Origin of the sequence: Acinetobacter sp. AOR14_HL, from assembly GCF_027855175.1 — a bacterium.
Classification (GTDB): Bacteria; Pseudomonadota; Gammaproteobacteria; order Pseudomonadales; family Moraxellaceae; genus Acinetobacter; species Acinetobacter calcoaceticus.
The window spans coordinates 381927-403869 of record NZ_JAKTII010000011.1 but is presented as its reverse complement, the minus strand read 5'-3'; the positions used below and the strand labels follow the sequence as shown (position 1 = coordinate 403869).

Annotated in this window: 22 protein-coding genes and 2 pseudogenes; 12 read left to right on the top strand and 12 right to left on the bottom strand. The window is 37.8% G+C overall.

The window, feature by feature from the left end; all coding sequences use genetic code 11:
* Positions 1 to 15: 15 nt before the first annotated feature.
* The 3 genes from MKL38_RS12120 to MKL38_RS12110 all read right to left on the bottom strand — a co-directional run bounded on the left by MKL38_RS12120 (position 16) and on the right by MKL38_RS12110 (position 2604).
* Entirely contained in the window at positions 16 to 813 is a 798-nt protein-coding gene (locus MKL38_RS12120) for a TIGR03915 family putative DNA repair protein (RefSeq protein ID WP_270903386.1), read from the bottom strand.
* A gap of 2 nt (positions 814 to 815) precedes the next feature.
* Positions 816 to 2078: a putative DNA modification/repair radical SAM protein gene (locus tag MKL38_RS12115; RefSeq protein ID WP_270903385.1), complete on the bottom strand. Its 1263-nt coding sequence runs from the start codon at positions 2076 to 2078 to the stop codon at positions 816 to 818.
* Positions 2079 to 2187: 109 nt separating this feature from the next.
* On the bottom strand, positions 2188 to 2604 hold the full coding sequence (locus MKL38_RS12110; RefSeq protein WP_270903384.1) for a lysozyme inhibitor LprI family protein: 417 nt from the start codon (positions 2602 to 2604) through the stop codon (positions 2188 to 2190).
* A 245-nt stretch (positions 2605 to 2849) separates the two neighbouring features.
* On the opposite strand from MKL38_RS12110, the gene MKL38_RS12105 reads away from it, so the two are divergent.
* The 6 genes and pseudogenes from MKL38_RS12105 to MKL38_RS19290 form a co-directional block, all read left to right on the top strand.
* Positions 2850 to 3317: a hypothetical protein gene (locus MKL38_RS12105; RefSeq protein ID WP_442866688.1), complete on the top strand. Its 468-nt coding sequence runs from the start codon at positions 2850 to 2852 to the stop codon at positions 3315 to 3317.
* Positions 3318 to 3362: 45 nt separating this feature from the next.
* The gene (locus MKL38_RS12100) at positions 3363 to 3821 is read left to right on the top strand and encodes a hypothetical protein (protein WP_127494708.1); all 459 of its coding nucleotides are present in this window, start codon (positions 3363 to 3365) and stop codon (positions 3819 to 3821) included.
* A gap of 92 nt (positions 3822 to 3913) precedes the next feature.
* Positions 3914 to 4891 carry a glycine--tRNA ligase subunit alpha gene (gene glyQ / locus MKL38_RS12095; RefSeq protein ID WP_002044989.1) on the top strand — a complete coding sequence of 326 codons (978 nt, stop codon included), beginning with the start codon at positions 3914 to 3916 and terminating at the stop codon, positions 4889 to 4891.
* Positions 4891 to 6960: a glycine--tRNA ligase subunit beta gene (glyS, locus tag MKL38_RS12090; RefSeq protein ID WP_270903382.1), complete on the top strand. Its 2070-nt coding sequence runs from the start codon at positions 4891 to 4893 to the stop codon at positions 6958 to 6960. The genes glyQ and glyS overlap by 1 nt, the downstream gene beginning before the upstream one ends.
* A gap of 85 nt (positions 6961 to 7045) precedes the next feature.
* Positions 7046 to 7517, top strand: a pseudogene (locus MKL38_RS12085) (hypothetical protein).
* Positions 7496 to 7696, top strand: a pseudogene (locus tag MKL38_RS19290) (hypothetical protein); the annotation flags it as partial. The pseudogenes MKL38_RS12085 and MKL38_RS19290, both read left to right, overlap by 22 nt.
* A gap of 61 nt (positions 7697 to 7757) precedes the next feature.
* On the opposite strand, the gene MKL38_RS12080 reads toward MKL38_RS19290, so the two are convergent.
* Positions 7758 to 8042 carry a YciI family protein gene (locus tag MKL38_RS12080; RefSeq protein ID WP_270903380.1) on the bottom strand — a complete coding sequence of 95 codons (285 nt, stop codon included), beginning with the start codon at positions 8040 to 8042 and terminating at the stop codon, positions 7758 to 7760.
* Positions 8043 to 8323: 281 nt separating this feature from the next.
* On the opposite strand from MKL38_RS12080, the gene MKL38_RS12075 reads away from it, so the two are divergent.
* Positions 8324 to 8773 (top strand): hypothetical protein, encoded by a 450-nt coding sequence (locus MKL38_RS12075; RefSeq protein WP_151744443.1) that lies wholly within the window; start codon positions 8324 to 8326, stop codon positions 8771 to 8773.
* A 161-nt stretch (positions 8774 to 8934) separates the two neighbouring features.
* Here the strand turns inward: MKL38_RS12075 and MKL38_RS12070 are convergent, their stop codons facing one another.
* On the bottom strand, positions 8935 to 9846 hold the full coding sequence (locus MKL38_RS12070) for a DMT family transporter (RefSeq protein ID WP_270903379.1): 912 nt from the start codon (positions 9844 to 9846) through the stop codon (positions 8935 to 8937).
* Between the two features lie 108 nt (positions 9847 to 9954).
* Between MKL38_RS12070 and MKL38_RS12065 the strand changes: the two genes are divergently transcribed.
* Together MKL38_RS12065 and MKL38_RS12060 are read left to right on the top strand one after the other, a co-directional pair.
* Positions 9955 to 10821, top strand: a complete 867-nt coding sequence (locus tag MKL38_RS12065; protein ID WP_270903378.1) for a LysR family transcriptional regulator — start codon at positions 9955 to 9957, stop codon at positions 10819 to 10821.
* 237 nt (positions 10822 to 11058) lie between these two features.
* Entirely contained in the window at positions 11059 to 11769 is a 711-nt protein-coding gene (locus MKL38_RS12060) for an aspartate/glutamate racemase family protein (RefSeq protein ID WP_270903377.1), read from the top strand.
* 36 nt (positions 11770 to 11805) lie between these two features.
* On the opposite strand, the gene MKL38_RS12055 is transcribed toward MKL38_RS12060, so the two are convergent.
* Entirely contained in the window at positions 11806 to 12702 is an 897-nt protein-coding gene (locus tag MKL38_RS12055; protein ID WP_270903376.1) for a LysR substrate-binding domain-containing protein, read from the bottom strand.
* 171 nt (positions 12703 to 12873) lie between these two features.
* Between MKL38_RS12055 and MKL38_RS12050 the strand changes: the two genes are divergently transcribed.
* Both MKL38_RS12050 and MKL38_RS12045 read left to right on the top strand, forming a co-directional pair.
* Complete coding sequence (locus MKL38_RS12050; protein WP_003653724.1) at positions 12874 to 13293, top strand: hypothetical protein; 420 nt, start codon at positions 12874 to 12876, stop codon at positions 13291 to 13293.
* A 99-nt stretch (positions 13294 to 13392) separates the two neighbouring features.
* Positions 13393 to 13824 (top strand): hypothetical protein, encoded by a 432-nt coding sequence (locus MKL38_RS12045; RefSeq protein ID WP_017388531.1) that lies wholly within the window; start codon positions 13393 to 13395, stop codon positions 13822 to 13824.
* Positions 13825 to 13924: 100 nt separating this feature from the next.
* On the opposite strand, the gene MKL38_RS12040 is transcribed toward MKL38_RS12045, so the two are convergent.
* Entirely contained in the window at positions 13925 to 15280 is a 1356-nt protein-coding gene (locus MKL38_RS12040) for a S8 family peptidase (protein WP_270903375.1), read from the bottom strand.
* A gap of 34 nt (positions 15281 to 15314) precedes the next feature.
* On the bottom strand, positions 15315 to 15623 hold the full coding sequence (locus MKL38_RS12035) for a hypothetical protein (protein ID WP_081407699.1): 309 nt from the start codon (positions 15621 to 15623) through the stop codon (positions 15315 to 15317).
* Positions 15624 to 16217: 594 nt separating this feature from the next.
* On the opposite strand from MKL38_RS12035, the gene MKL38_RS12030 reads away from it, so the two are divergent.
* Positions 16218 to 17015 carry a hypothetical protein gene (locus tag MKL38_RS12030; protein WP_270903374.1) on the top strand — a complete coding sequence of 266 codons (798 nt, stop codon included), beginning with the start codon at positions 16218 to 16220 and terminating at the stop codon, positions 17013 to 17015.
* Positions 17016 to 17077: 62 nt separating this feature from the next.
* On the opposite strand, the gene astE is transcribed toward MKL38_RS12030, so the two are convergent.
* The 4 genes from astE to astA are packed head-to-tail and all read right to left on the bottom strand — an operon-like array spanning position 17078 to position 21926.
* Positions 17078 to 18052 carry a succinylglutamate desuccinylase gene (gene astE, locus MKL38_RS12025; RefSeq protein WP_270903373.1) on the bottom strand — a complete coding sequence of 325 codons (975 nt, stop codon included), beginning with the start codon at positions 18050 to 18052 and terminating at the stop codon, positions 17078 to 17080.
* A gap of 12 nt (positions 18053 to 18064) precedes the next feature.
* The gene (astB, locus tag MKL38_RS12020) at positions 18065 to 19408 is read right to left on the bottom strand and encodes an N-succinylarginine dihydrolase (protein WP_003653731.1); all 1344 of its coding nucleotides are present in this window, start codon (positions 19406 to 19408) and stop codon (positions 18065 to 18067) included.
* Positions 19409 to 19425: 17 nt separating this feature from the next.
* Entirely contained in the window at positions 19426 to 20895 is a 1470-nt protein-coding gene (gene astD / locus MKL38_RS12015) for a succinylglutamate-semialdehyde dehydrogenase (RefSeq protein ID WP_270903372.1), read from the bottom strand.
* Positions 20895 to 21926, bottom strand: a complete 1032-nt coding sequence (gene astA, locus MKL38_RS12010) for an arginine N-succinyltransferase (protein WP_003653733.1) — start codon at positions 21924 to 21926, stop codon at positions 20895 to 20897. The genes astD and astA overlap by 1 nt, the downstream gene beginning before the upstream one ends.
* Positions 21927 to 21943: the final 17 nt, after the last annotated feature.

The following is a 21943-nucleotide window of genomic DNA, read 5'->3' as shown; positions in this document are numbered from 1 at the left end:
TGTTATTTTAAAACTTTAATATTCAATCAATTTTTCATTCAAATAGCGCCAATAACGTTTCGGCAAATATTGCACATGAAGTTTTATATTCTGACGTTCCGTAATGTTCACGCTCTTAAAATAATCTTTCCAAAGCTGGTCATATAAAACTTCTTGTTCATCCAGCTCTAGCTGAAAGCTTTGGCTCCTTCCGTTATTTAAATTACGGTCAACCTCAGAAGCTTCAAGCGAAACCTCATGTATTTCCCTTAAATCATAATAAAGACCGAACTTACGTTTCTCATCATAAATGAGCCAACGCTGGTCTTGATAACGCCGTTTAAAATGCGGCTGAATGAGCGGTAAAACATTAAAATCGGGACGTACCAAACTTAAAAAAAGCTCCTCTTTGGTTTTCTTAAACCGAATAAAAGCTTCCATCCGATGCTTCTCTCGCCCGACCTTTTTCGTCCACTGCGAAATTGCTAAAACACTTGGGTACGAATAATCTTTTTCTATCGATGAGTGACTAGTAAAAACGTAAATACAGTAATTAAATAAATGCTGATAGGCATCTAAAGACTCAGATAAATAGGCAAAATAAAATTGCCTTAAAGAAGACGAAGAAAGCTTTTTTTGCAGCGCGGACCACACACGTTCGGCATGTTGCTCATTATTTGAAACCTCAATTTTATCGGCAAATAACCCATGTTGAGCCGAATCATTTAAACAGAGTCTGACCTGTAATTCTTTGAATTGAAATGCGCGAAACACACAACTGAGCAGTCCGACCATTGAACCATCAAAATAGTAAGCCACTTCATCATTAAACATGGCTAAAACCCAAGGCTTAATTGGTGCGAAAGCTGCTGCACATATTTCGATGAACCCTGCGTTAAAATCTGCTGTCGGATACAGCTTGAAGATAATTCTTTTTGAAATTTTGGACTGTCTTCACAATGGATAAAGAATTTTGCACGTTGGTAGGCCACACCGAGTTTCTTAAGTAAATCGATGTGGATTTTGCCAAAGCGACGAGCCTGAACAATTTTCTTGGCAGATTTCACCCCAATGCCGGGTACACGCAAAATCATTTGATAATCTGCACGGTTTAGATCTACTGGAAACTGCTCAGGATGCCTTAAAGCCCAACTTAATTTTGGGTCTACATCAAGATCTAAGTTTGGGAATTTCTCATTGACGATTTCATTGACCTGAAAACCGTAAAAACGCATCAGCCAATCGCTTTGATAGAGTCTGTTTTCTCGAAGTAACGGCGGAGCAGAACCCACTGCTGGTAAATAATTATTTTCAGTATTAATTGGGATATAGCCCGAAAAATAAACGCGCTTGAGTTTAAATTCTTTATAGTGCTTATCTGCCATAAATAAAACATCTTGGTCTGACTCTTGATGTGCTCCCACTACCATTTGAGTGGTTTGCCCTGCTGGTACATATTTCGGTACATGCTTAATAATTTGACGTTCGTCTTTAAGCTGAATAAGTCTGTCACGAACCAAACCTAAATCTTTTTGTACTTCTTGATGTGATTTTTCCGGTGCAAAAGTCTTTAACCCAATTTCGGTCGGCATCTCTAAATTAATACTCATCCGGTCAGCATATAAACCTGCTTCATGAATCAGTTCAGGCGATGCTCCCGGAATGGTTTTTAGGTGAATATAGCCATTAAAATTTTCTTCAAGGCGCAACTTCTTCACGACTTGAAGCATACGCTCCATTGTATGGTCGGCCGATTTAAAAATGCCCGAGCTTAAAAATAAGCCTTCAATATAATTACGGCGGTAAAAATTAATGGTTAAGTCCACCACCTCTTGCACCGTAAATGCTGCACGTTGAACGTCATTAGAACGACGTGAAACGCAATAAGCGCAGTCAAAAATACATACGTTGCTAAATAGAATTTTTAAGAGAGATACACAGCGGCCATCTTCGGTATAGCTATGGCAAATTCCTGAATGGCTGGCATCACCTAGACCTTTATCTTTGTTTTTACGGTCACTGCCACTTGATGAACAAGACACATCATACTTAGCAGCATCGGCAAGAATCTGTAGTTTTTCTCGAATGCGATCAGACATATCAAACGACTCATTTATGGCATCGTTTAAAAAATATCATTTTGCATTCTTAAATTTAATCCAGTGAAGTACGCTAAGCGTCATGAGGTGACGTTTAAAATAATTCGTCTTAATTAACGTATTCTTCAAGCTGTTTTACACGCGCTGCATACTCTTGCATTGGGCAATACGAATACATCGGTGAGCCAATGTATGAGCCTGCATTATTACATTCCTGATCCACATAAGCTTTCCAAAGTCGCTGAGATTTTAAAATATCTTGATAACGCTCTGGCTGTTTATATTCTTCGCTTTGTGTGCGAATTTGATCAATGAGAGCAACAATTTTTTCTCCATAAATCTTTTTAGCTTGTTCAGAACAGCTATGCACGACCATGTTATTAATGCTTTCAAGCTGCAATTCTTTAATGGCCTGGTCTACACATTGATTATATTCATCTTGCTCGTCAGCATCGGTCTGCGCATATAGCCATGGACTACAAAAAAGGCTGGATAAAACAATGAGTTTGCAGCAAAATTTCAACATAATTTATTCTCAATTCTATAATTTTTAATATGCTGCAATATAACAAAAATCCTATAACGGTTGCCTATCAGTCTAAATTCAAAGAACAGAACATAAATATTGAATGAATGCTCTGCTTTTTGAATATGGAGCTCTTATAAGCTGGGCTATGTTAGTTAAAGATTTTGATATGATCTCATTTCCCAATACATTAACTTTTATTCATGCTATACATAGTTATAAGAATTAAACTCATATTGATTTATATGAAAAAAGCTATCTTTAATGATTCTAAAATTTTCATTCAAAATTTAGATCCTAATCAAGACCAAATTTTATATAGCCTTTTAAAAGTCCCACTCTACTTATTTATACCTGCCTGGCTTTTATGGATCTTCACCATGATGCTAGATGAAGGATTCACTTTAGAAATTCTAAAAACTACAGCGATTTTTCCACTATTACTCTTTGCGGTTGCAATGACTTATTACATATTTGCTTTTATACCTGCTTATCTATTTCAACTTTTCTTGCAAAAGTATAATTTCATAAATTTTTTCTCAATTATTACTAGTGCGATCATACTTACTACGTTAATTCTTAGTTTAATGTGCTTAGAATTCGCACAAATAGAAAAGATCATTTTCTTTAGTTATTTTTCTATAATTTTCGCTATTACATATTGGGTTTTACTACTCAGAACTATAAAAAAATCAGAAAAATCTCAAGATTAAAATTTCCCTTATATCTTCTAAAAAACCTTTATTACTGGTACAAAAATGTCTTTTAATTTTTTAAAAATCTTCATTCAAAATTTAGATCCAGATAAAGATCAAATTTGGCATTGTCTAGTCATGACACCAATCTATTTATACATAGTTGCTTTATTCATATTTTTAAGTTCTTTAATCATCCATAAAGATTTTTCTTTTGAGATTCTACTAAACATCCCTGTCGGACTACTCTTTATTGCAGCCATTTATTACATATTAGTTTTTATACCCGTTTATTTTTTACAACTCTTCTTATTGAAATTCAATTTCCTTAATTTCTTCTCTATTCTTGTTAGCGCAATTTTTCTTAGCTTTTTAATTCCAAATATTTTAGCAATTTTATTTATCGCCCCATGGCAAATCCTTCCAATAGAAATCATATTTATGGTCAGTTTCTTTTCTTTAATTTTCGCTATCACTTATTGGATTTTACTACTCAAAAGTATGAAAAAAGCTGCTAAATGATCAAATCTGAAATTCCCAAACTAGCCTTTGCCACTCCTCTACAAAATCCTTATACTTAGGGGCAATTTTTCTCATAAATTCGTGGATGCTACATGAGTCGCGCCATCTCGCATATTGATACATTTCAGGGTTTAATTCTTGCCCTACAAAACTACTGGGCCGAACAAGGCTGCGTCGTATTACAACCTTACGACATGGAAATGGGCGCTGGAACATTCCACACCGCAACATTCTTACGTGCTTTAGGGCCTGAAACTTGGAATGCTGCATACGTTCAACCTTCACGTCGTCCCAAAGATGGTCGCTATGGTGAAAACCCGAACCGTTTGCAACACTACTACCAATTCCAAGTAGTACTTAAGCCAAACCCAGACAACATCCAACAGCTTTATCTTGATTCTTTAAAAGCAATCGGGATCGATACGCTTACTCACGACATTCGTTTCGTAGAAGACAACTGGGAATCTCCGACGCTTGGGGCTTGGGGCTTAGGTTGGGAAGTTTGGCTTAACGGCATGGAAGTGACTCAGTTCACTTACTTCCAACAAGTCGGTGGTGTTGAATGTTACCCAGTAACAGGTGAAATCACTTACGGTTTAGAACGTCTTGCAATGTACCTTCAAGGTGTTGACTCGGTTTATGACCTTGTTTGGACGAAAGGCCAATTCGGTACTGTGACTTACGGCGACGTATTCCATCAAAATGAAGTTGAGCAATCGACTTATAACTTTGAATACGCTCCAGTTGAAAAACTATTTGAACTCTTTGACTTTTATGAGTCAGAAGCAAATCGTTTAATTGAAGCAAAACTTTCTCTTCCTGCTTATGAGCAAGTGGTTAAAGCGTCTCATACCTTTAACTTGCTTGACGCACGTGGCGCGATTTCTGTGACTGAGCGTCAACGCTACATTTTACGTGTACGTACTTTGGCGCGTGCGATTGCACAAAGTTATGTACAAGCACGTGCAGAACTTGGCTTCCCAATGGCAGAACCACACTTACGTGATGAAGTATTGGCACAGCTAAAAGCACAAGCTGAAAGTGAAGCAGCAAAGGCGGAGAAAAACTAATGAGCAAACATACTGTTTTATTCGAACTTGGCTGTGAAGAACTTCCACCGAAAAGCTTAAAAAACTTACGTGATGCATTACAGGCAGAAACGGTAAAAGGCTTAAAAGATGCTGGCTTAAATTTCGCATCTATCGAAGCTTATGCAGCTCCACGTCGTTTAGCGCTTAAAATTGTTGATATCGATGCTGCTCAAGCTGATACACAAAAACGTTTTGATGGCCCTGCTGTTCAAGCGGCTTACGATGCTGAAGGTAAACCAACTAAAGCACTCGAAGGCTTTATGCGTGGTCAAGGGATTACTGTTGATCAGCTTTCAACTTTCCAAGCAGGTAAAGTTGAAAAAGTTTGCTATTTAAAAGATGTGAAAGGTCAAAGCCTTGATGCTTTACTTCCACAGATTTTACAAACTGCGCTAGACAACTTACCAATTGCTAAGCGTATGCGTTCTGCTGCAAGCCGTACCGAATTTGTACGTCCAGTAAAATGGGTTCTCTTACTTAAAGATGACCAAATTGTTGATGCGACTATTCAAGATCATAAAGCTGGTAATGTGACTTATGGTCACCGTTTCCATGCACCTGAAGCTGTGACTTTAGCGCATGCAAATGACTACTTAGCTGCTTTAGAAAAAGCTTACGTTGTTGCAAACTTTGAAAAACGTCAAGCAACTATTCAAGAACAAGTGAAAAAGTTAGCTGATGAAGTTAATGCAACTGCAATTGTTCCAAGTGACTTACTTGATGAAGTAACAAGCCTAGTTGAATGGCCAGTTGCTCTTCGTGCAAATTTTGAAGAGCGCTTCCTTGCTGTTCCTCAAGAAGCACTTATTACGACAATGCAAGACAACCAGAAATATTTCTGTTTGATCAATAGCGAAGGTAAATTACAGCCTTACTTCATTACTGTTTCAAATATTGAGTCTAAAGATCCGATTCAAATTATTGAAGGTAATGAAAAAGTTGTTCGTCCTCGTTTGTCTGATGCTGAATTCTTCTTCTTACAAGATCAAAAGCAACCGCTTGCATCTCGTAAAGAAAAACTAGCAAACATGGTATTCCAAGCACAACTTGGTACGCTTTGGGATAAATCAACACGTATTGCAAAACTTGCTGTTGCATTATCTTCAATTACAGGTGCAAACCCAGCGGACGCTGAAAAAGCTGCATTACTTGCTAAATGCGACTTAACTTCAGAACTGGTAGGTGAGTTCCCAGAACTTCAAGGTATTGCGGGTACTTACTACGCGCGTATTGAAGGCGAAAACACTGAAGTTTCAGAAGCTTTAGGTGAGCAATATTTACCAAAATTCGCTGGCGATGTTTTACCAAAAACTAAGACTGGTACAACGATTGCCCTTGCTGACCGTTTAGATACACTTGTTGGTATTTTCGGTATTGGACAAGCGCCTACAGGTTCTAAAGACCCGTTTGCTCTTCGTCGTTCAGCAATTGGTATCTTACGTTTAATCATTGAAAATGAATTGGACGTAACTATTGAAGAACTGGTAAATCTCGCACTTCAAGGTTATGGCGACATCGTTAAAGACCACGACAAAACGCGTGCTGATGCTGTTGCATTCTTGGAAGGTCGTTACCGTGCTAAGTATGAAGACCAAGGCGTTGCTGTTGATGTGCTTCAAGCCGTTCAAGCGCTTGCACCAAAATCTCCACTTGATTTTGACAAGCGTGTAAATGCTGTAAACCACTTCCGTGCTCTGCCTGAAGCTGCTGCACTTGCTGCTGCAAACAAACGTGTTGCTAACATTCTTGCCAAAGAAGCTGCACCAGAAGGTTCTGTAGTCGAAGCGAACTTAGTTGAAGATGCTGAAAAAGCATTATTTGCTGAGCTTCAAGCAGTTACTCCAGTTGTTGAGCCATTACTTGCGGCAAAAGACTACACCGCTGCTCTTTCTAAGCTTGCAGCACTTCGCGCGCCGATTGATGCATTCTTTGATGGTGTAATGGTAATGGCGGATGATGCTGACCTGAAAGCAAACCGTTTACGCTTATTGGCTCAGTTACGTAACCTGTTTACTGCTATCGCTGATGTGAGTGTGTTGCAAGGCTAAGCCTTAATTGGTTGTAAATTAATGAGAACCCCTCTATAAATTAGTGGGGTTTTTTAATATTAAGAATAAATCAGCAGTCATCATAATGAATCCCACTTCAATTAAAAAGTTTTATCGTATAGATGCTTACCTTGTTCTTTGCCACACCCTTTTGCTGGCATTCGGTTATGGTCTATGGAAGCTATATCCTCACATACAGACCAAACCAGATATGAGCGGCGTTCTTTATGATTATCTCTATTCTAGGCGGTTTTGCAGGGCTGATTATGCTAGCTGTAACTCTGCCTCGTTTAGATCGTTCTGTTCGTAATTTATCAGTGAACAAATTTATTTTGGCTCTGTTGTATTGGATTTCTAGTACCATTATTTTCGTGCTATTTGGCATCAGCAAATTCTTCTTCAATAATCCGCTAGTTTTGCTGGTTTTTGTTTTGGTTTTTTTCAGCAGTGTTTATCTTTCGGTGATTCGCCTTGCAGATATGCGTAAAAAAGACTGGCTGATCTTAAGCGGAATTTTTGGAGCTATTGTGCTGTTCTTCTTTTTGCCAGAGCTTTAGGAAATGGTTTAAGTAAAGATGCTGAGCTTGTAATACTTTGTATACCTAACAATACCTTCTTTGATGGCGTGATGGTTATGGTAGATGATGCTGACCTGAAGGCAAACCGTTTACGCTTATTGGCTCAGTTACGTAACTTGTTTACTGCTATGGCTGATGTGAGTGTATTGCAGGGTTAATTAGCTTATTACTAAATAAAGGGATCTTTTATAGATCCCTTTATTATTTTAGTTATTTAAATTAAACAAACTCTTTAATTTCTTCTAAACTTTTCGATGGCTCAAACCACATAAAATCATAATCAGCCACATCATGAATATAAAACGGATCATTTTTCATGATTTCTTCAGCTTCTGGAATCGAAGAGCTTAAAACTAAAATCACTCCACCTACCCTATTTTCTCGACGCCCCGATGCCAAAAATTTCTTTTGCTCATAGTAATGCTCTAAAAATGCAATATGCTCTTTCAGTACAGCATCAACTTCGGCTAATGGTTTTTTATAGCTCAAGGTAACAACAATCATTTCATTCTCTTAAAGGAAGTAGCACATGACATAGGAGGGTTAAACTACTGATAGCCTATCTATAGCTCATTTGATAGTACGCCGATTCCCCCAATTCATCCACACCAAAACTTTCTATAATAATTCGCCTACCTAACAGCACAATAATTGATTCAATTACCTAAGTTGTTTACGACTTTTATTGGTGTAAGTATTTTTCACAGATAAGCCTTTATAATAATTTGATATTTTCAAAAAATATCGTTATAAATTAGCAGCTTTTATTAATTAAGATTATATAAATGAAGAAGAATATTTTATTACTTGTTATTTCTATCTCATCAGTTGGACAGATGGCTTGTTCTATAAATCCCCATCGGATCACTTTACCCGACACTACAAATCCACCTGCTATAGAAAAGATTAATGTAATTGGAATGTCTCGAAATGAATTTCTAAATAAATTCCATCCACCTGTAGTAAGTAGACTCATTGGTGATAAAAGAATAGATACGATCACTTCCTATAAAATCAACAATAAACCAAAAGCATATGGAGTGGCTTTATATAACGGCTTAATAGCGAATACAATCGTGTCGACACTGCATAATGTAATGCCGAGTGAATTATCGCTCGATTCCGTAGACGAAACGGTATCAATCCCAGACTCAGCACTTAACAAAGAGAAAGTTGTAATTGAGATTACATATGATTCTTCTAGTCATATAGAAAAAGTTGAAAGAATAGAATAATTTAATTGCAAATATTAATTTCTGACTACGACTCAACTTTCTTAAGCTGAAATAATCAAAGAAAATTCTAAAAACTATTGAGACATGCTGATTTAAATAATTATTTTTTAATGAAATTAATACCCTCATTTTTAAATCAGCGCTCAATAACTACCACATGATTATCTACTCAGCTTTGTAAAAGAATTATTCCCCCAATTCATCCACACCAAACTCCCTACAATAATCACACCACCTAACAGCACAATCATTGATGGTTTTTCATTTAAGAAAACAACTGCCAAACTCATTGCGACAATCGGCGAGCAATACAAAAAATTCGATGCAATCGTTAATGGCATATTTTTAAGTACATAGCCCCAAAGTACATAAGCCATCGCACTGGGAAAAATACCCAACAACAGAATCGACATATTGGCCTGCCAAGTGGCATGTAAAATTTCAGCAGACAACTGCGCGCTATAGAACAGTAAAGGAATGGTTCCGAACCAAATGATGTAGCACATCATGCTCAAAGCATCATAATTTAAGGCAAATTTTTTATATAAATTAAAGTAAATCGCCCATGCAATTGCTGCCAAAATAATCAACAAACTGTAAGGGCTCGGCACACCAAAGCCTCGGTCACCACTAACCACTAAAACAGCACCGCAAAGACCTAATAAAATACACAACCACTGTTTGAAACGGATTTGCTCTTTAAAAATCAAAGCTGAAACTATAAAGGTAAATAGCGGAATAGATTGACTTAAAATGCTAGATGCAACCGCACTCACATATTGCTGCCCCGTATTTATAAGTAAGTGATGCAAGGTCACAGAGAAAAATCCTAACACACCAAGTGCCGGAACATCTTTCCACTTTAACGGCTGAATGCCTTTTTTCATGACCAAAAGTAGTAAGAAAACAGATGCAATCAAAAAGCGAAGCAAGGCAATATGCTGCGGTGTATATGAATGCAAAGCACTGTGTACGCCAATAGGTGAATAACCCCAACAAAAGACGGTAATAGCAATACACAAATAAAGCTTAAATGCCGGAGGCTGTGTTTCGGCAGCAAGAGAAATTGCCATGTTAAATCTACGCTAATGAAATGGAACTCTTTCATCATATGCGCATGGATCATTGAATAAAATTAACTTATATTGAGCCTAATATTCATTAAAAGTGAATGATAAAACATGGATATCGCTCAGTTAAAAATGTTTCAAACGGTGGTTGAATGCGGCACGATGGCCAAGGCATCTTTGCAGTTGTACTGCGTTCCATCTAACATCACGGCGCGCATTAAACAACTTGAAGAAGAACTCGGCGCACCTCTGTTTTATCGGGAAGGGAAAAGTTTAAAGCTCACCCCATCTGGAGAAATCTTTCTTAATTATTGCCAGAAAATTTTAGCGCTTTGTGATGAAGCAAAACGAAGCATTCATCCTGATGCACCACCCTCTGGTCCATTAAAAATTGGGGCTATTGAATCTTCTGCCACAACCCGTTTACCTAACTTACTCGCGAAATATCATCAACGCTATCCAGAAGTTTCCATTCAAATTATTACTGGCACATGGAAACAGCTATTAGTGGATATTTCTCAACATAAACTCGATGGTGCGATTGTCGCGGGAAGTATTGAATTTCCAACGTTAAATAGGCTCAGTATTTATCAAGAAGAAATTATTTTAATTGCCCCCGAATCTTTCGGTGAAATCCACTGCCAAGAAGACTTGATTGGTAAAGAAATTTTTATGTGGACTGAAGGTTGCCCTTACCGCGCTGCTCTTGAAGAATGGCTTAAGCTCAAAAATATCTCGCTTCCAATTACCAGCATTACCAGTTACGCCACTATTATTGGTTGTGTGAGTGCAGGCTCCGGTGTGTCTTTAGTACCAAAGAGTCTTTTTGAGCAATATAAAAATTTAACCAATATTCGAGGCTATAAATTTGAACATCTTGCATTTATGCAGAACCAGTTTTTCTGGCACAAAAATGTGAGCAACCATAAAGCTCGAGATATGTTTTTAGAATTGATTAAGTCAGAATTTATAGCTTAGCTGTGCATTCGAATGAAATTATCTATGTACAATGCTATGCTTTACATAAAATAATGATGCATAAAACACATCACGACATTTTAAATATTTGAATTTTATCTATATAAAACAAAATCTTAATATTATTTAAAAATTAATTATAAAAACATAAACTGCATGATCCATCCGTTTTTTGCAACGACCTCACTCAAAAGAAGCAGATGCTAAGTACATAACGTATTTTTTGAGTCATTCAGCATGAATAAAGCAATTGGAATTTTAGGTGGTATGGGTCCGCAAGCCACAATTGATGCCATGGATAAAATTATTAAAAATACGCCAGCACATTGCGATCAAGAGCATATTCCTGTCATCACGGTTTCTATTCCAGACATCCCTGATAGAACACAATCAATTATCAATCATGATGATAAACCACTCGAAAAAATGGCTGAATATCTTAAAATTTTAGAAGCGGCACAAGTCGGCTGTATCATTATTCCCTGCAATACTGCCCACTTTTGGTTTAACCAGTTACAGCAACGCACCCAAACCAAAATGATTAGTATTATTGAATCTGCGGTTCATTTTATTCAAGACAGCCAAATTGCTGAAGTTTGTATTCTTGCGACGTCTGCCACCATAAGCACTCAGCTTTACCAAAGCCAATTCATCCAAAACAATATTCGTTTCTCTACCCCATCTGTTGAGATGCAACACAAAGTGATGCAAAGTATTTATCAATACAAAGCAGGAAATATCGAAAAATCAAAACAACTTATGAGTGAGGTTATTCATTGTTATAGACAAAACAAAAGCATAAAATTCTTATTAGCATGTACTGAAATTCCACTCATCTTACAAGACAGTATCCAAGACAATCCTGAACTGTTTATTGATGCGACCGATTTACTCATTAAAAATGCGATTGCGTGGTATCAGAACTCATTAACAGCATCAGCCGCATGATTAAATAAAATTTAATGCAAATTATGCATAATTAATTTAGGCAATGGTCCAATCAATTGCCTTCACAAAATTCCATAATCCTTCAGAAGTCGCATTAAGCCTTGCGCTACTGCGATATAAATAAATATCGACAGACAGTACTGACTCTTTCATTGGTACGATCATCAACTGATTTTGTTTTAATTCATCTTGAATGCTGTAATCGGGTAACCACCCTACGCCATAACCGCCTTTGATCATATCCTTAAGTAATAGACTCATTGAAGACACAAAATTTGTCTCAAACTTGTCCGAATGATGATCTTGTAGAAATTTATTTACCTTTTTCCCCATGTAACTGTCATCGGTATAGTTCATAAGTGGAATTGAAGTATCTTCGAGTGAAAATTTAGGTCGACCTAAATGATTTGGAGCCGTGACTAAATAAAGCTTTGCTGAAAACAACTTATGGCACAAAAATTGTGGATTCATTAAGTCATCATCATAAAAAGATGCAATAAAGTCACATTGACCATTTTTAAGAGAATCTACGGTTTCATTCACATTGATTGCTTCAACATGAAAAATCTTTTCTTGGTAATTTTTTAAATTTCCTAAAATTTTAGGAAAAATATATCCTGCCAAAGAATGTGCAGAAGCAATCGTGACTTTGCTTCGCACATGATTATCACCTTTAATTTGATCTATATTAAACTCAAAATCATCCAGTAAATTTCTAGCATGCAATATAAAAAGCTTACCCTGCTCCGTTAACTGTAAAGGAGAAGTTTCTCGATCAAAAACTTCAAAACCAAGACTATTTTCCAAGGCTTGAATACGACGACTCAGCGAAGACTGAGAAATATTTCTAATATCAGAAGCGACTGTAAAATTTCGGTATTTTTCTAGAACAATCAGATCATATAACCATTTTAATTCAATGTTTTGTATCACTTGAGGCTCCAGATCATTCTAGAAATTTAGATACGGTATTTAATTATATTTGAAATGATGATTTATCGTAATCAAATCGTATGGGTTTTATCTCATTGCAGTACAAGCTGTATTTTTATCAGTAAGATCAGCACTTCATCTTTTGATTCTGGTTGGGGAGGTTTATCCAAAATGAAAACCCTAAAAACTCTATGTATTGCGACCTCTATATTGGCTTCATCAAGCTTATTTGCTGAAACAACGCAACCTCAACAAGTGAATGAAATAGCTCCTAAGACACAACCTTATGGTGATAATCCAAGCCTAGGGCGTGTACTGTTATATAAAACAGGAAAAGGCATACAAAATTTAGGAGACAATATTCAAGGTGCTTCTGAAAAGACCTCAAATAAAATTAGTGAAAAGTGGAAAAACACCAAAGAATTTACTGCTGAAAAGGCAGAAGTCGTTCAACAAAAAGCGGATACAGCAAAAGCTTTTACTGAAACAAAAATAGATCAAGCTAAGCAAAATATTACCAGTAGCCGAAACGGTGAAAACATCCCAATAGAACAAGGTGAGTTAAGTAAATCTAGCACTACCGTTAACTAAATTTCTTGGATAGCGCGATAAATTCGCGCTTTAATATAAAATACAAATATCAATCTAGACATAAATACCACTCACTATAAAGAGCTAGGAATCTGCCTTATGAATAGTCAAAAACTTCTCTTTTCAACACTATGCTGCTTAGCATTAACTGCATGTGCAACATCAACGCCCCTTTCTTCTTATTCTCAAGCTCAAGTTTTAGAGCAAGACACCAATATTAAAGCCTATCCGTCTACGACAGGGAATGTGGCCAAGCTCATTAAACAAGATAATCAAGCTTGTATGATTGAATTTACAGGTTATTTAGGTGGAGGACATGTGACCGAACATTGGACGTTTAATAATAAAGGTCTAATTTCAGCGACTTCTTCGACCCTACAATACCCTGATGAATCAGGCATATTAAATCAAGCAACCAATTCTACGACTAAGAGTTCTACGACCTTTAATATTCAAGATCCTGAAATTCAAAATAACTTCAAAAAACTCCAAAATAATTTTAATGCAGCTAATTTAGCAAAGTGTAATTAAGGCTTTTCCATAAAAAACTCGTTGCAGAAGCTTTCTTTTGCAACGAGTTTTAGCCATTTAAAATTTCTTGGACCTGATTTAAAAATTATAAATAAGCTATTTAGTTAGCGATCAAGCCATTTGTTGCTGCCAGCAAATCAATCCGCGGAAAAACTAATCCCGTTCTCGAATCTGTAATTGGCTTACCTGTCATTTTTAAACGGCTAATCGTTTGATCAATACTTTCAGTTGGACTCACGCTATTCGCTCGTAATAAAGCAATCGCGCCTGCCACATGTGGTGTTGCTTGAGAAGTACCGCCCATGGTGTAACCACCCGCGGTAATCATTGCACCTGGTGCTAATAAAGTCACAAGACTACCGCCATTACTAAAACATGCAACTTTGTCTGCTGCTGTGGTTGGGTCAGAACATTTCACTGGATTCCCCCATGACACACCACCAATATTACTGTCATAAACAGCGCCGACTCTCACTGCACCAGCAACACAAGCAGGAGATGAAATACCATCTGCAAATGCATCATTACCTGAGGCTACAACTGGCACCACACCAGCAGCACGTGCATTGGCAAAAGCTGTTCCATAACTACTATCACTACACTCTGAAGTATATTTAACGCCAGGAACGCCAAGACTTAAATTAACCGCTTTAATATTATAAGTTTGTGCATTGTTTACGGCCCAGTTAATCCCTGCAAGAATATCACTATCATAGGCTGTACTGACCCACTTACCTTGAGACCTTACTTTTCTAAAGACATCAATACCAATAATTTTAGTTTTAGTTGCGACTTTAGACACAATGCCTGAAACATTACTACCATGTCCGTCATCATCTAATGCTCCATCATCTGGTGCACTATCAAAAGAATAAACTACCCGACATGTGCTTGATGGTGTATTGACTGCCGTACAACCAAAATCAGAGTGTAAATAGTTTAAACCTGTATCAATCACTGCCACACTAGAACCCTCACCCGTAAAACCATTGGTGTTTGCTTGTGGTTGGTTAATTAAAGGTAAGCTTTCATTGGTGGTGGTTTGATTAATACGATTTGGGTAAACCGCTTTAACATTCGGGTCATTTAATAAAGAGACTAATGCTTCGCGGTTACTAATCCGATAAAAAGCTAAAGGTAAATTATTGTAGTCCCGCAGTACTTGCACACCCCCAGCACGGTTAAACCTTGCCTGTATATTCTTTTTATTGGTTGCGATATAACTCCGCCGCTCTAAACCAGAAGGCACGCTCACCGAAGGAATATTGTATTCAACAATTAAATCATTCGAATCATTCGTTACCAAGGCATCTAAATCGATTTTACCCTGAAATACTTTTTGTTTTGCTGCCTGATTTAACCGCTGCTTAGCACCTTTAGAATCTAAAGGGAGGGCTGATGCAGTTGTACTTAATATCGCACATAGACCTAATAGAAATAACGTTTTACTTTGCATTATTTTCTCCGTAGTTTTTCAACTAACAATTTGCTTATTTCGCTTTTATTTCATTTGCTGGATCTTTTTCTGGATCAATCGGTTGAATAGAAAGATCACTTTTTGTGTTGTAAAAAGGAACGGTATCACCTGACACCGATTGAGGATGAGTGGAATCTAAAGATAGATTTTTAGCTTGAGTAGGCTCCTTAAGTTTAGAAAGAAAAGATGATGTGTCTGGTTGTGACGAATTCGATTCATGTAAAACCGAATTGAACACATCAGATGCACCGCTTGTGGGCTTAAAATAGAGAACAACGGCGACCAAGCCGACCAATACAAGAAAGGAAGCAATAATTTTCATCAGTTAAGATCTCTGTTCTTTTGTTTATAGACATCTATTTTTATTTTTGATTATTCGAAATAAAGAGGTATTTCTTAAAATATATTTCATGTGAAAAATTTAATGAATGAAATATATACCCACAAGAGAAGTAGAAATATCCACGCCCGAATAAGCAAAAATGTTGTTCTGCCCTGTACATTTATATTTCTGGCAGAAGATGGTTCAAAAAAGTGCTAAAAAGCATCTTATTCTCATAATAAGCAATAACTATGCCGTTCCCACTAATAAATAATGAGACTCAAATCATAATTAGAGATATACGTACATGTTGAAAAGAAGAGAAACTTCAAGAAAATTTGAAATTTAATTTTTAAAAATAAAAAGATAAAATTAGACCAACTTAATTAGAATAACTAACAAATAAACATTCTTTTTCACTTTATTATTAATTTTTATTAATCTCCACAATTTATCCCTAGTCTGTTTACTCAACGTAACACTGTTGTAACGTTTTGATGAAGTGAGTTCCCAAGCCCATAGTGCGTTAGCTATGATCCGTTTGCGTTTATGAAATACCTCACTAAAAGGGTATATTCTTTGAAGGATATCGCAATGAAAATGATGAAAACAGCTATCGTTACTGCAAGTGTTCTTGCTTCTGCTTCTATTTTTGCACAAAGTGCGGGCGTTAATGCAGATGCTTCTGCTCAAGTAAATGTACAACCAGGTGGTCTTGTTAGTGGCGTAGCGAACACAGTCAAAAATACTGCACATACTGTAGGTAGCACAGCAAAGCATGCTGGTCATGTCGCTGCTGACACTACAGTTAAAGCAACTAAAAAAACAACAGGAAAAGTGACTGAACTTTCTTCTAAAGCTGCAAATGGTACAAAACACTTTGCTACCGAAGCTGCGACAGGTACTAAAAATGTAGCGACTAAAGCTGCAACTGGTACTAAACATTTTGCTACCGAAGCAGTAACAGGTACTAAAAATGTAGCGACTAAAGCTGCAAACGGCACTAAAAACCTAGCAGTTGAGGCTAAAGCTGATACAAAAGCAGGTTTTAATGCTGTAAAGACTAAAGTTACAGAAAAACAAGCAGACCAAAAAGAATTTACTGCTGAAAAACAAGCTAATGCTCAAGCGCATGTAGATGCTGTAAAAACTCGCGTAGCTCAAAATCAAGCTGAGCAAAAAGAATTTGTAGCTGATACTAAAGCTGATGCTCAGGCAAAGTTAAATGCAGCTCAACCAGCGGCAATTAATGCTCAAACTGGTGTAAATGTTGGTGTTAACGTTGGCCCTGTTGGAGTTAACACAAACGCAAATATAAACGCTGGTGCTCAAACGTCTACACAAAAAGCTGAAAAGAAATCTTGGGTTAAAGGCCTTTTCGGTACGAACTAATATCTTATACATAAAAAAAGGGCAATTAATTGCCCTTTTTTTATTTCTTAAAAATCAAATGTTCAACTGGTTTCAGTTAAAACCAAACCTGCACGTAAACCAAGTTTCACATTTGGATTTGGAAATAAAATCCAGACTTGATCTTGCTCAACAACATAATTGCCAGAAGGTTGAGTCGCAATGATTTCACCTTTTGTAAAAGTCGAGAAATTGGGTGCCTCAGCCGATAAATTCATCTCAAAATCTTCGTCTTTTTTAATTAAAGAGTCCGATACTTTAAAGACCCGAATTTTTGTTTTATTACGTGGTGGCAAGGCTTGCTCAGAAACCACATGACGAATCACTTCATCAATTGCAGCAAACTGGCTCAAGTCATTTTGTCCAAATGGTAAGGCTTTGCCTAACTCTAAAGTTGCGCTCGCAGCTTTAAAATTTTCACTGGTAAAATGCGTAAAGGTTTTACCGACCGCATTGTGGTAAACCAAAGCGTCCAAGTCAGCTGATTCAAGGCTCGCTTTCAAATCTGCATCATAAGCATGTGTTTGATAGGGAAATAAAGCAAACGTTGGCAACAAAGAAGCACGAATTGCGGTGTGCAAATCATAGTGATAACGTTTTGCTTGGCTTGAACTTTCTTGAAAGAAAGTCGTGACAACTTGCTCTAAAACTTCAGCGCGCTTTGATTCTTCAGTCACAGGTAGAGTTTTATACCCACCACAAAACATTCGGTTCACATCGTCATGCACATAACGTTTACCTTGACGCATTGCATATGGGTTACCCAATACAAACAGCAACCTCACAGCAAGGTTTAAGCGTCCGGCAAATAAATCTGTGCAAAGATGAGACAACAATTCAATTGGTGCTGTTTCATTACCATGTACTCCAGCTGACAGTACGACGGCTTTGTCGTACTGTGCATGTGGCGTACATTCAAGAATTCCCTCACCTAACCAACGCCAAGAAAAATTATCTTGTTTTCCTTCACGTGTTGTAGGCTGCTCACCTTGTAAGGTTAATGCTAGAAAATCTTGCATGTCACCTCCTCCTTATTTTTGGAAAGGATAAACTGAACCTAAACCTAAAATTTTGGTCAGCTCATCAAGTGCCATACGGCTTTCCATCAATAAATGCGGATCAGCTAAATCTTCTTGAGCTAAACGATCACGATAATGTTTATCTACCCATTGATTGAGTGTGCCAAACAATTGATCATTCATTAATACTTTTGGATTTACTGCATTTAACTCGGTTTCATTTAAAGCTACGCGTAAACGTAAACATGCTGGTCCACCACCATTACGCATACTTTCACGTAAGTCATAAACCTGAATAGCATCAATTGGTGTACCCATCTGAACCATATCGTTCAAATAACCCCACACTGCCTTATTCTGGCGCGACTCTTCTGGTACAACAATGGTCATTCCACCATCTGGACGAGTCAAAATCTGGCTATTAAATAAATATGTTGCTACTGCATCATCAACGGTAACGCGATTTTCAGGAACTTCAATCGAGATAAAGTCTTCACCGATGCTTGCCATTTTTTGACGAATTTCAGCAAAAGCCTGATCTTGATTTAAAAATGCATGTTGATGATGGAATAAAACCTGTTGGTTGCTGACCGCAATCACATCATTATGAAAAACACCCTGATCAATCACATCCGGATTTTGTTGAACAAAAACTGTATGTGCGTCATCTAAACGATGCAAACGCGCGATTGCTTCGCTTGCTTCACGAGTCTGACGAGCAGGATAACGTTTTGGCCCCGGCAAACCATTATTTAAATGTTGTTGACCGTAAACAAAAACTTGAACTCCACGCTTAGCATAATCACCACCTAAACGATTGTGATTTGCTGCGCCTTCATCACCAAACAAGGCCACTTGTGGCAACGCTTCGTGGTGTACAAAGTGACGTTCATTTTTAAAAATCGCTTGTAGGACCTGACTTGTAGTTTCAGCTTCAATTGAACGGTGAAACTTATTGTTCAGGTTCGCTGCGGTAAAATGCACGCGTTCATCTTGGCTATCTGCCGAAGGTGAAACAGTTGCCGCATTTGCAGTCCACATTGGCGAAGCCGAACTTAGCGATGATAATAGTTCAGGTGAATGACGCATTGCTTGAGCAACAACGCTAATGTCATCTCCTGTAAAACCTAAACGGCGCAACATTGGAACATGTGGACGCTCATGCGGAGCAAGTACACCCTGCTTCATACCCAAATCAGCTAAGGCTTTCATTTTTAGCAAGCCTTGTTTGGCTGCTAATTTTGGATTAGAGGCATTATTACGGTTTTTTGTCGATGCTTCATTACCAAACGACAAGCCCGCGTAGTGATGTGTTGGTCCCACCAAGCCATCGAAATTTACTTCATATCCTTTCATTTTTCTTTCCCTAGTGTTTAAGGCAACACAATCCCTGGAGATAATTTTTCTGGTAAGGTTAAGCTATCACTTTCAAGTGAAGCCATTGGCCAAGCACAATAATCAGCTGCATAAAAGGCGCTCGCACGATGGTTACCCGATGCTCCTACACCACCAAATGGCGCAGCACTTGAAGCACCTGTTAATGGCTTATTCCAGTTCACAATACCGGCACGCGCTTCAATAAGTACTTTATCAAATAATTCACGTTTTGGAGAAACCAGACCAACAGATAAACCAAAGCGAGTTGCATTTGCAATTTTCAATGCTTCATCAAAGGTGTCATAACGTTGAATGGTGGTAAGTGGACCAAAATATTCTTCATCTGGAATATCTGTCACACCTGTTACATCAACAATGCCTGGGGTAAGTAATGAACTGTCTTCTTGCGGACGCGTCATTGGCAATAAACTTTTTGCGCCAAGCTCAAGCAATTTTTGCTGAGCCAGCATCATGTTTGTTGCAGCAACTGACGAGATCACACCCCCCATAAATGGTTGTTGTTCGTCGTTCCAACGACCAACTTTTAAGTTTTTAGCAACCTCAACAAAACGTTGAATAAATGCATCGCCTTCTGGACCATTTTTTACCAAGATGCGACGTGCACATGTACAACGCTGACCCGCCGAAACAAAGGCAGATTGAATAGTGAGATTAACCACAGCATCAATATCGATAATTTCATCAATAATCAATGCATTATTGCCGCCCATTTCAAGCGCAAGAATTTTCTCAGGAGCACCCGCCATTTGTTTATGTAGGTGATAACCTGTGTTCGCACTTCCAGTAAATAATAAACCGTCAATTTCACGTGAAGCAGCTAACGCTTCACCCGTGGTACGACCACCTTGCACTAAGTTCATCACACCATTTGGCAAACCAGCTTGCTGCCAAAGTTTTACAGTTTCTTCAGCAGTCCAAGGCGTTAATTCACTTGGCTTAAATACCACGGTATTGCCTGCAAGTAATGCAGGAACAATATGTCCATTTGGTAAATGGCCCGGAAAGTTATATGGACCGAAAACGGCAAGGACACCATGTGGACGGTGGCGTAAAGATGCCACGCCATCAGCCATTTCAGTTGAGCTTTCACCAGTACGCTGGTGATAAGCACGAATTGAAATAGCAACTTTACCAATCATTGATTGAACTTCAGTTAACGTTTCCCAAAATGGCTTACTAGTTTCTTGGCTAATGACTTCCGCTAAGTGCTTTTTATTTTCTTCAAGCAAAGCTGCAAATTTTTCAACAATCGCCACACGCTCTACAAAAGGTAAACGTGCCCATGCTGGAAATGCAGTACGCGCCGCTTGGCAAGCTTGCTCAACATCAGCAGCAGTAGCCTCAGCACCCGACCAGACAGTTTGGTTATCAACTGGATTTGTTTTTTCAAATGTTGTGCCGCTGCCTTGTAACCAGACACCGTTTATAAATAAAGAGTTTGACATCAGGATACTTCCATTGGATTGAGTGATAGCACACGAACAACATGACCTTCTTGTACACCGAGGTTTTCAGCTTGTTCATGTGTTAAATTTATAGTGTTATCAACAAGATCAAGCTTCATCAGCATTGCGCGATAGTCATGATAATTATCATTGGCAACGAGATATTGAGTCTTACCGACCGCAGCTTCACTTGTAATTTTGACGTTTAATAACTGACTTTCTTTTACTGCGCGTAATTCATCAATATTGGCTTCAACCGTTGGGCCAGCATCAAAAATATCGACATATCCTTGATAGCGTAAACCTTCTGACTCAAGTACATGATAGGCAGGCAAAGTTTGTGGATGCATTTTTCCAATCACCTCTTGCGCATCTTTTGGCAAGAGATCTACATAGACCGGAAAACGTGGCATAAGCTCTGCAATAAATACTTTTTGCCCAATTCCGCTTAAGTAGTCGGCAGTTGAAAAATCCATATTAAAGAAATGGTGACCAATCGCATCCCAAAATGGAGAACATCCATTTTCGTCTGAGAAACCACGCATTTCAGCAATTAATTTTTTCTCGAAATATTGCTTAAAGGCAGCGATAAACATAAAACGGATTTTCGATAAGAATTTACCGTTTTGGTTTTCACGACGCTCTGGATCTAAAAATAATGTACAGAGTTCACTGCTACCTGTTCTGTCATTACTTAAAAATAAGGTCGGTAATGACTTATAAACATTTAGTGCTTTTGAAGCATGTACTTGTGTTCCAACATGAAAGTTGTACCAAGGTTCCATGAGTCCTACAGCAACCTCAATTGCACTTAAACCAATAACACGTTGAGCTTCTGTATCTTCAAGAACAAATAAATAGCCTTGTTCACTTTTATGGACATTGCCATTTAAAGTATTGCGAGTACGTGAAATTCGAGCCGAAAGTGTATCCATATTTTGTGGCAAGGAAGTCAGGCCCACACCCGACTTACCTGCTAATTTATAAATATCTTCAAGGTCTCGAAACTCGGCATGACGGACAATCATCATGGCTAGCTTCCTTTTTT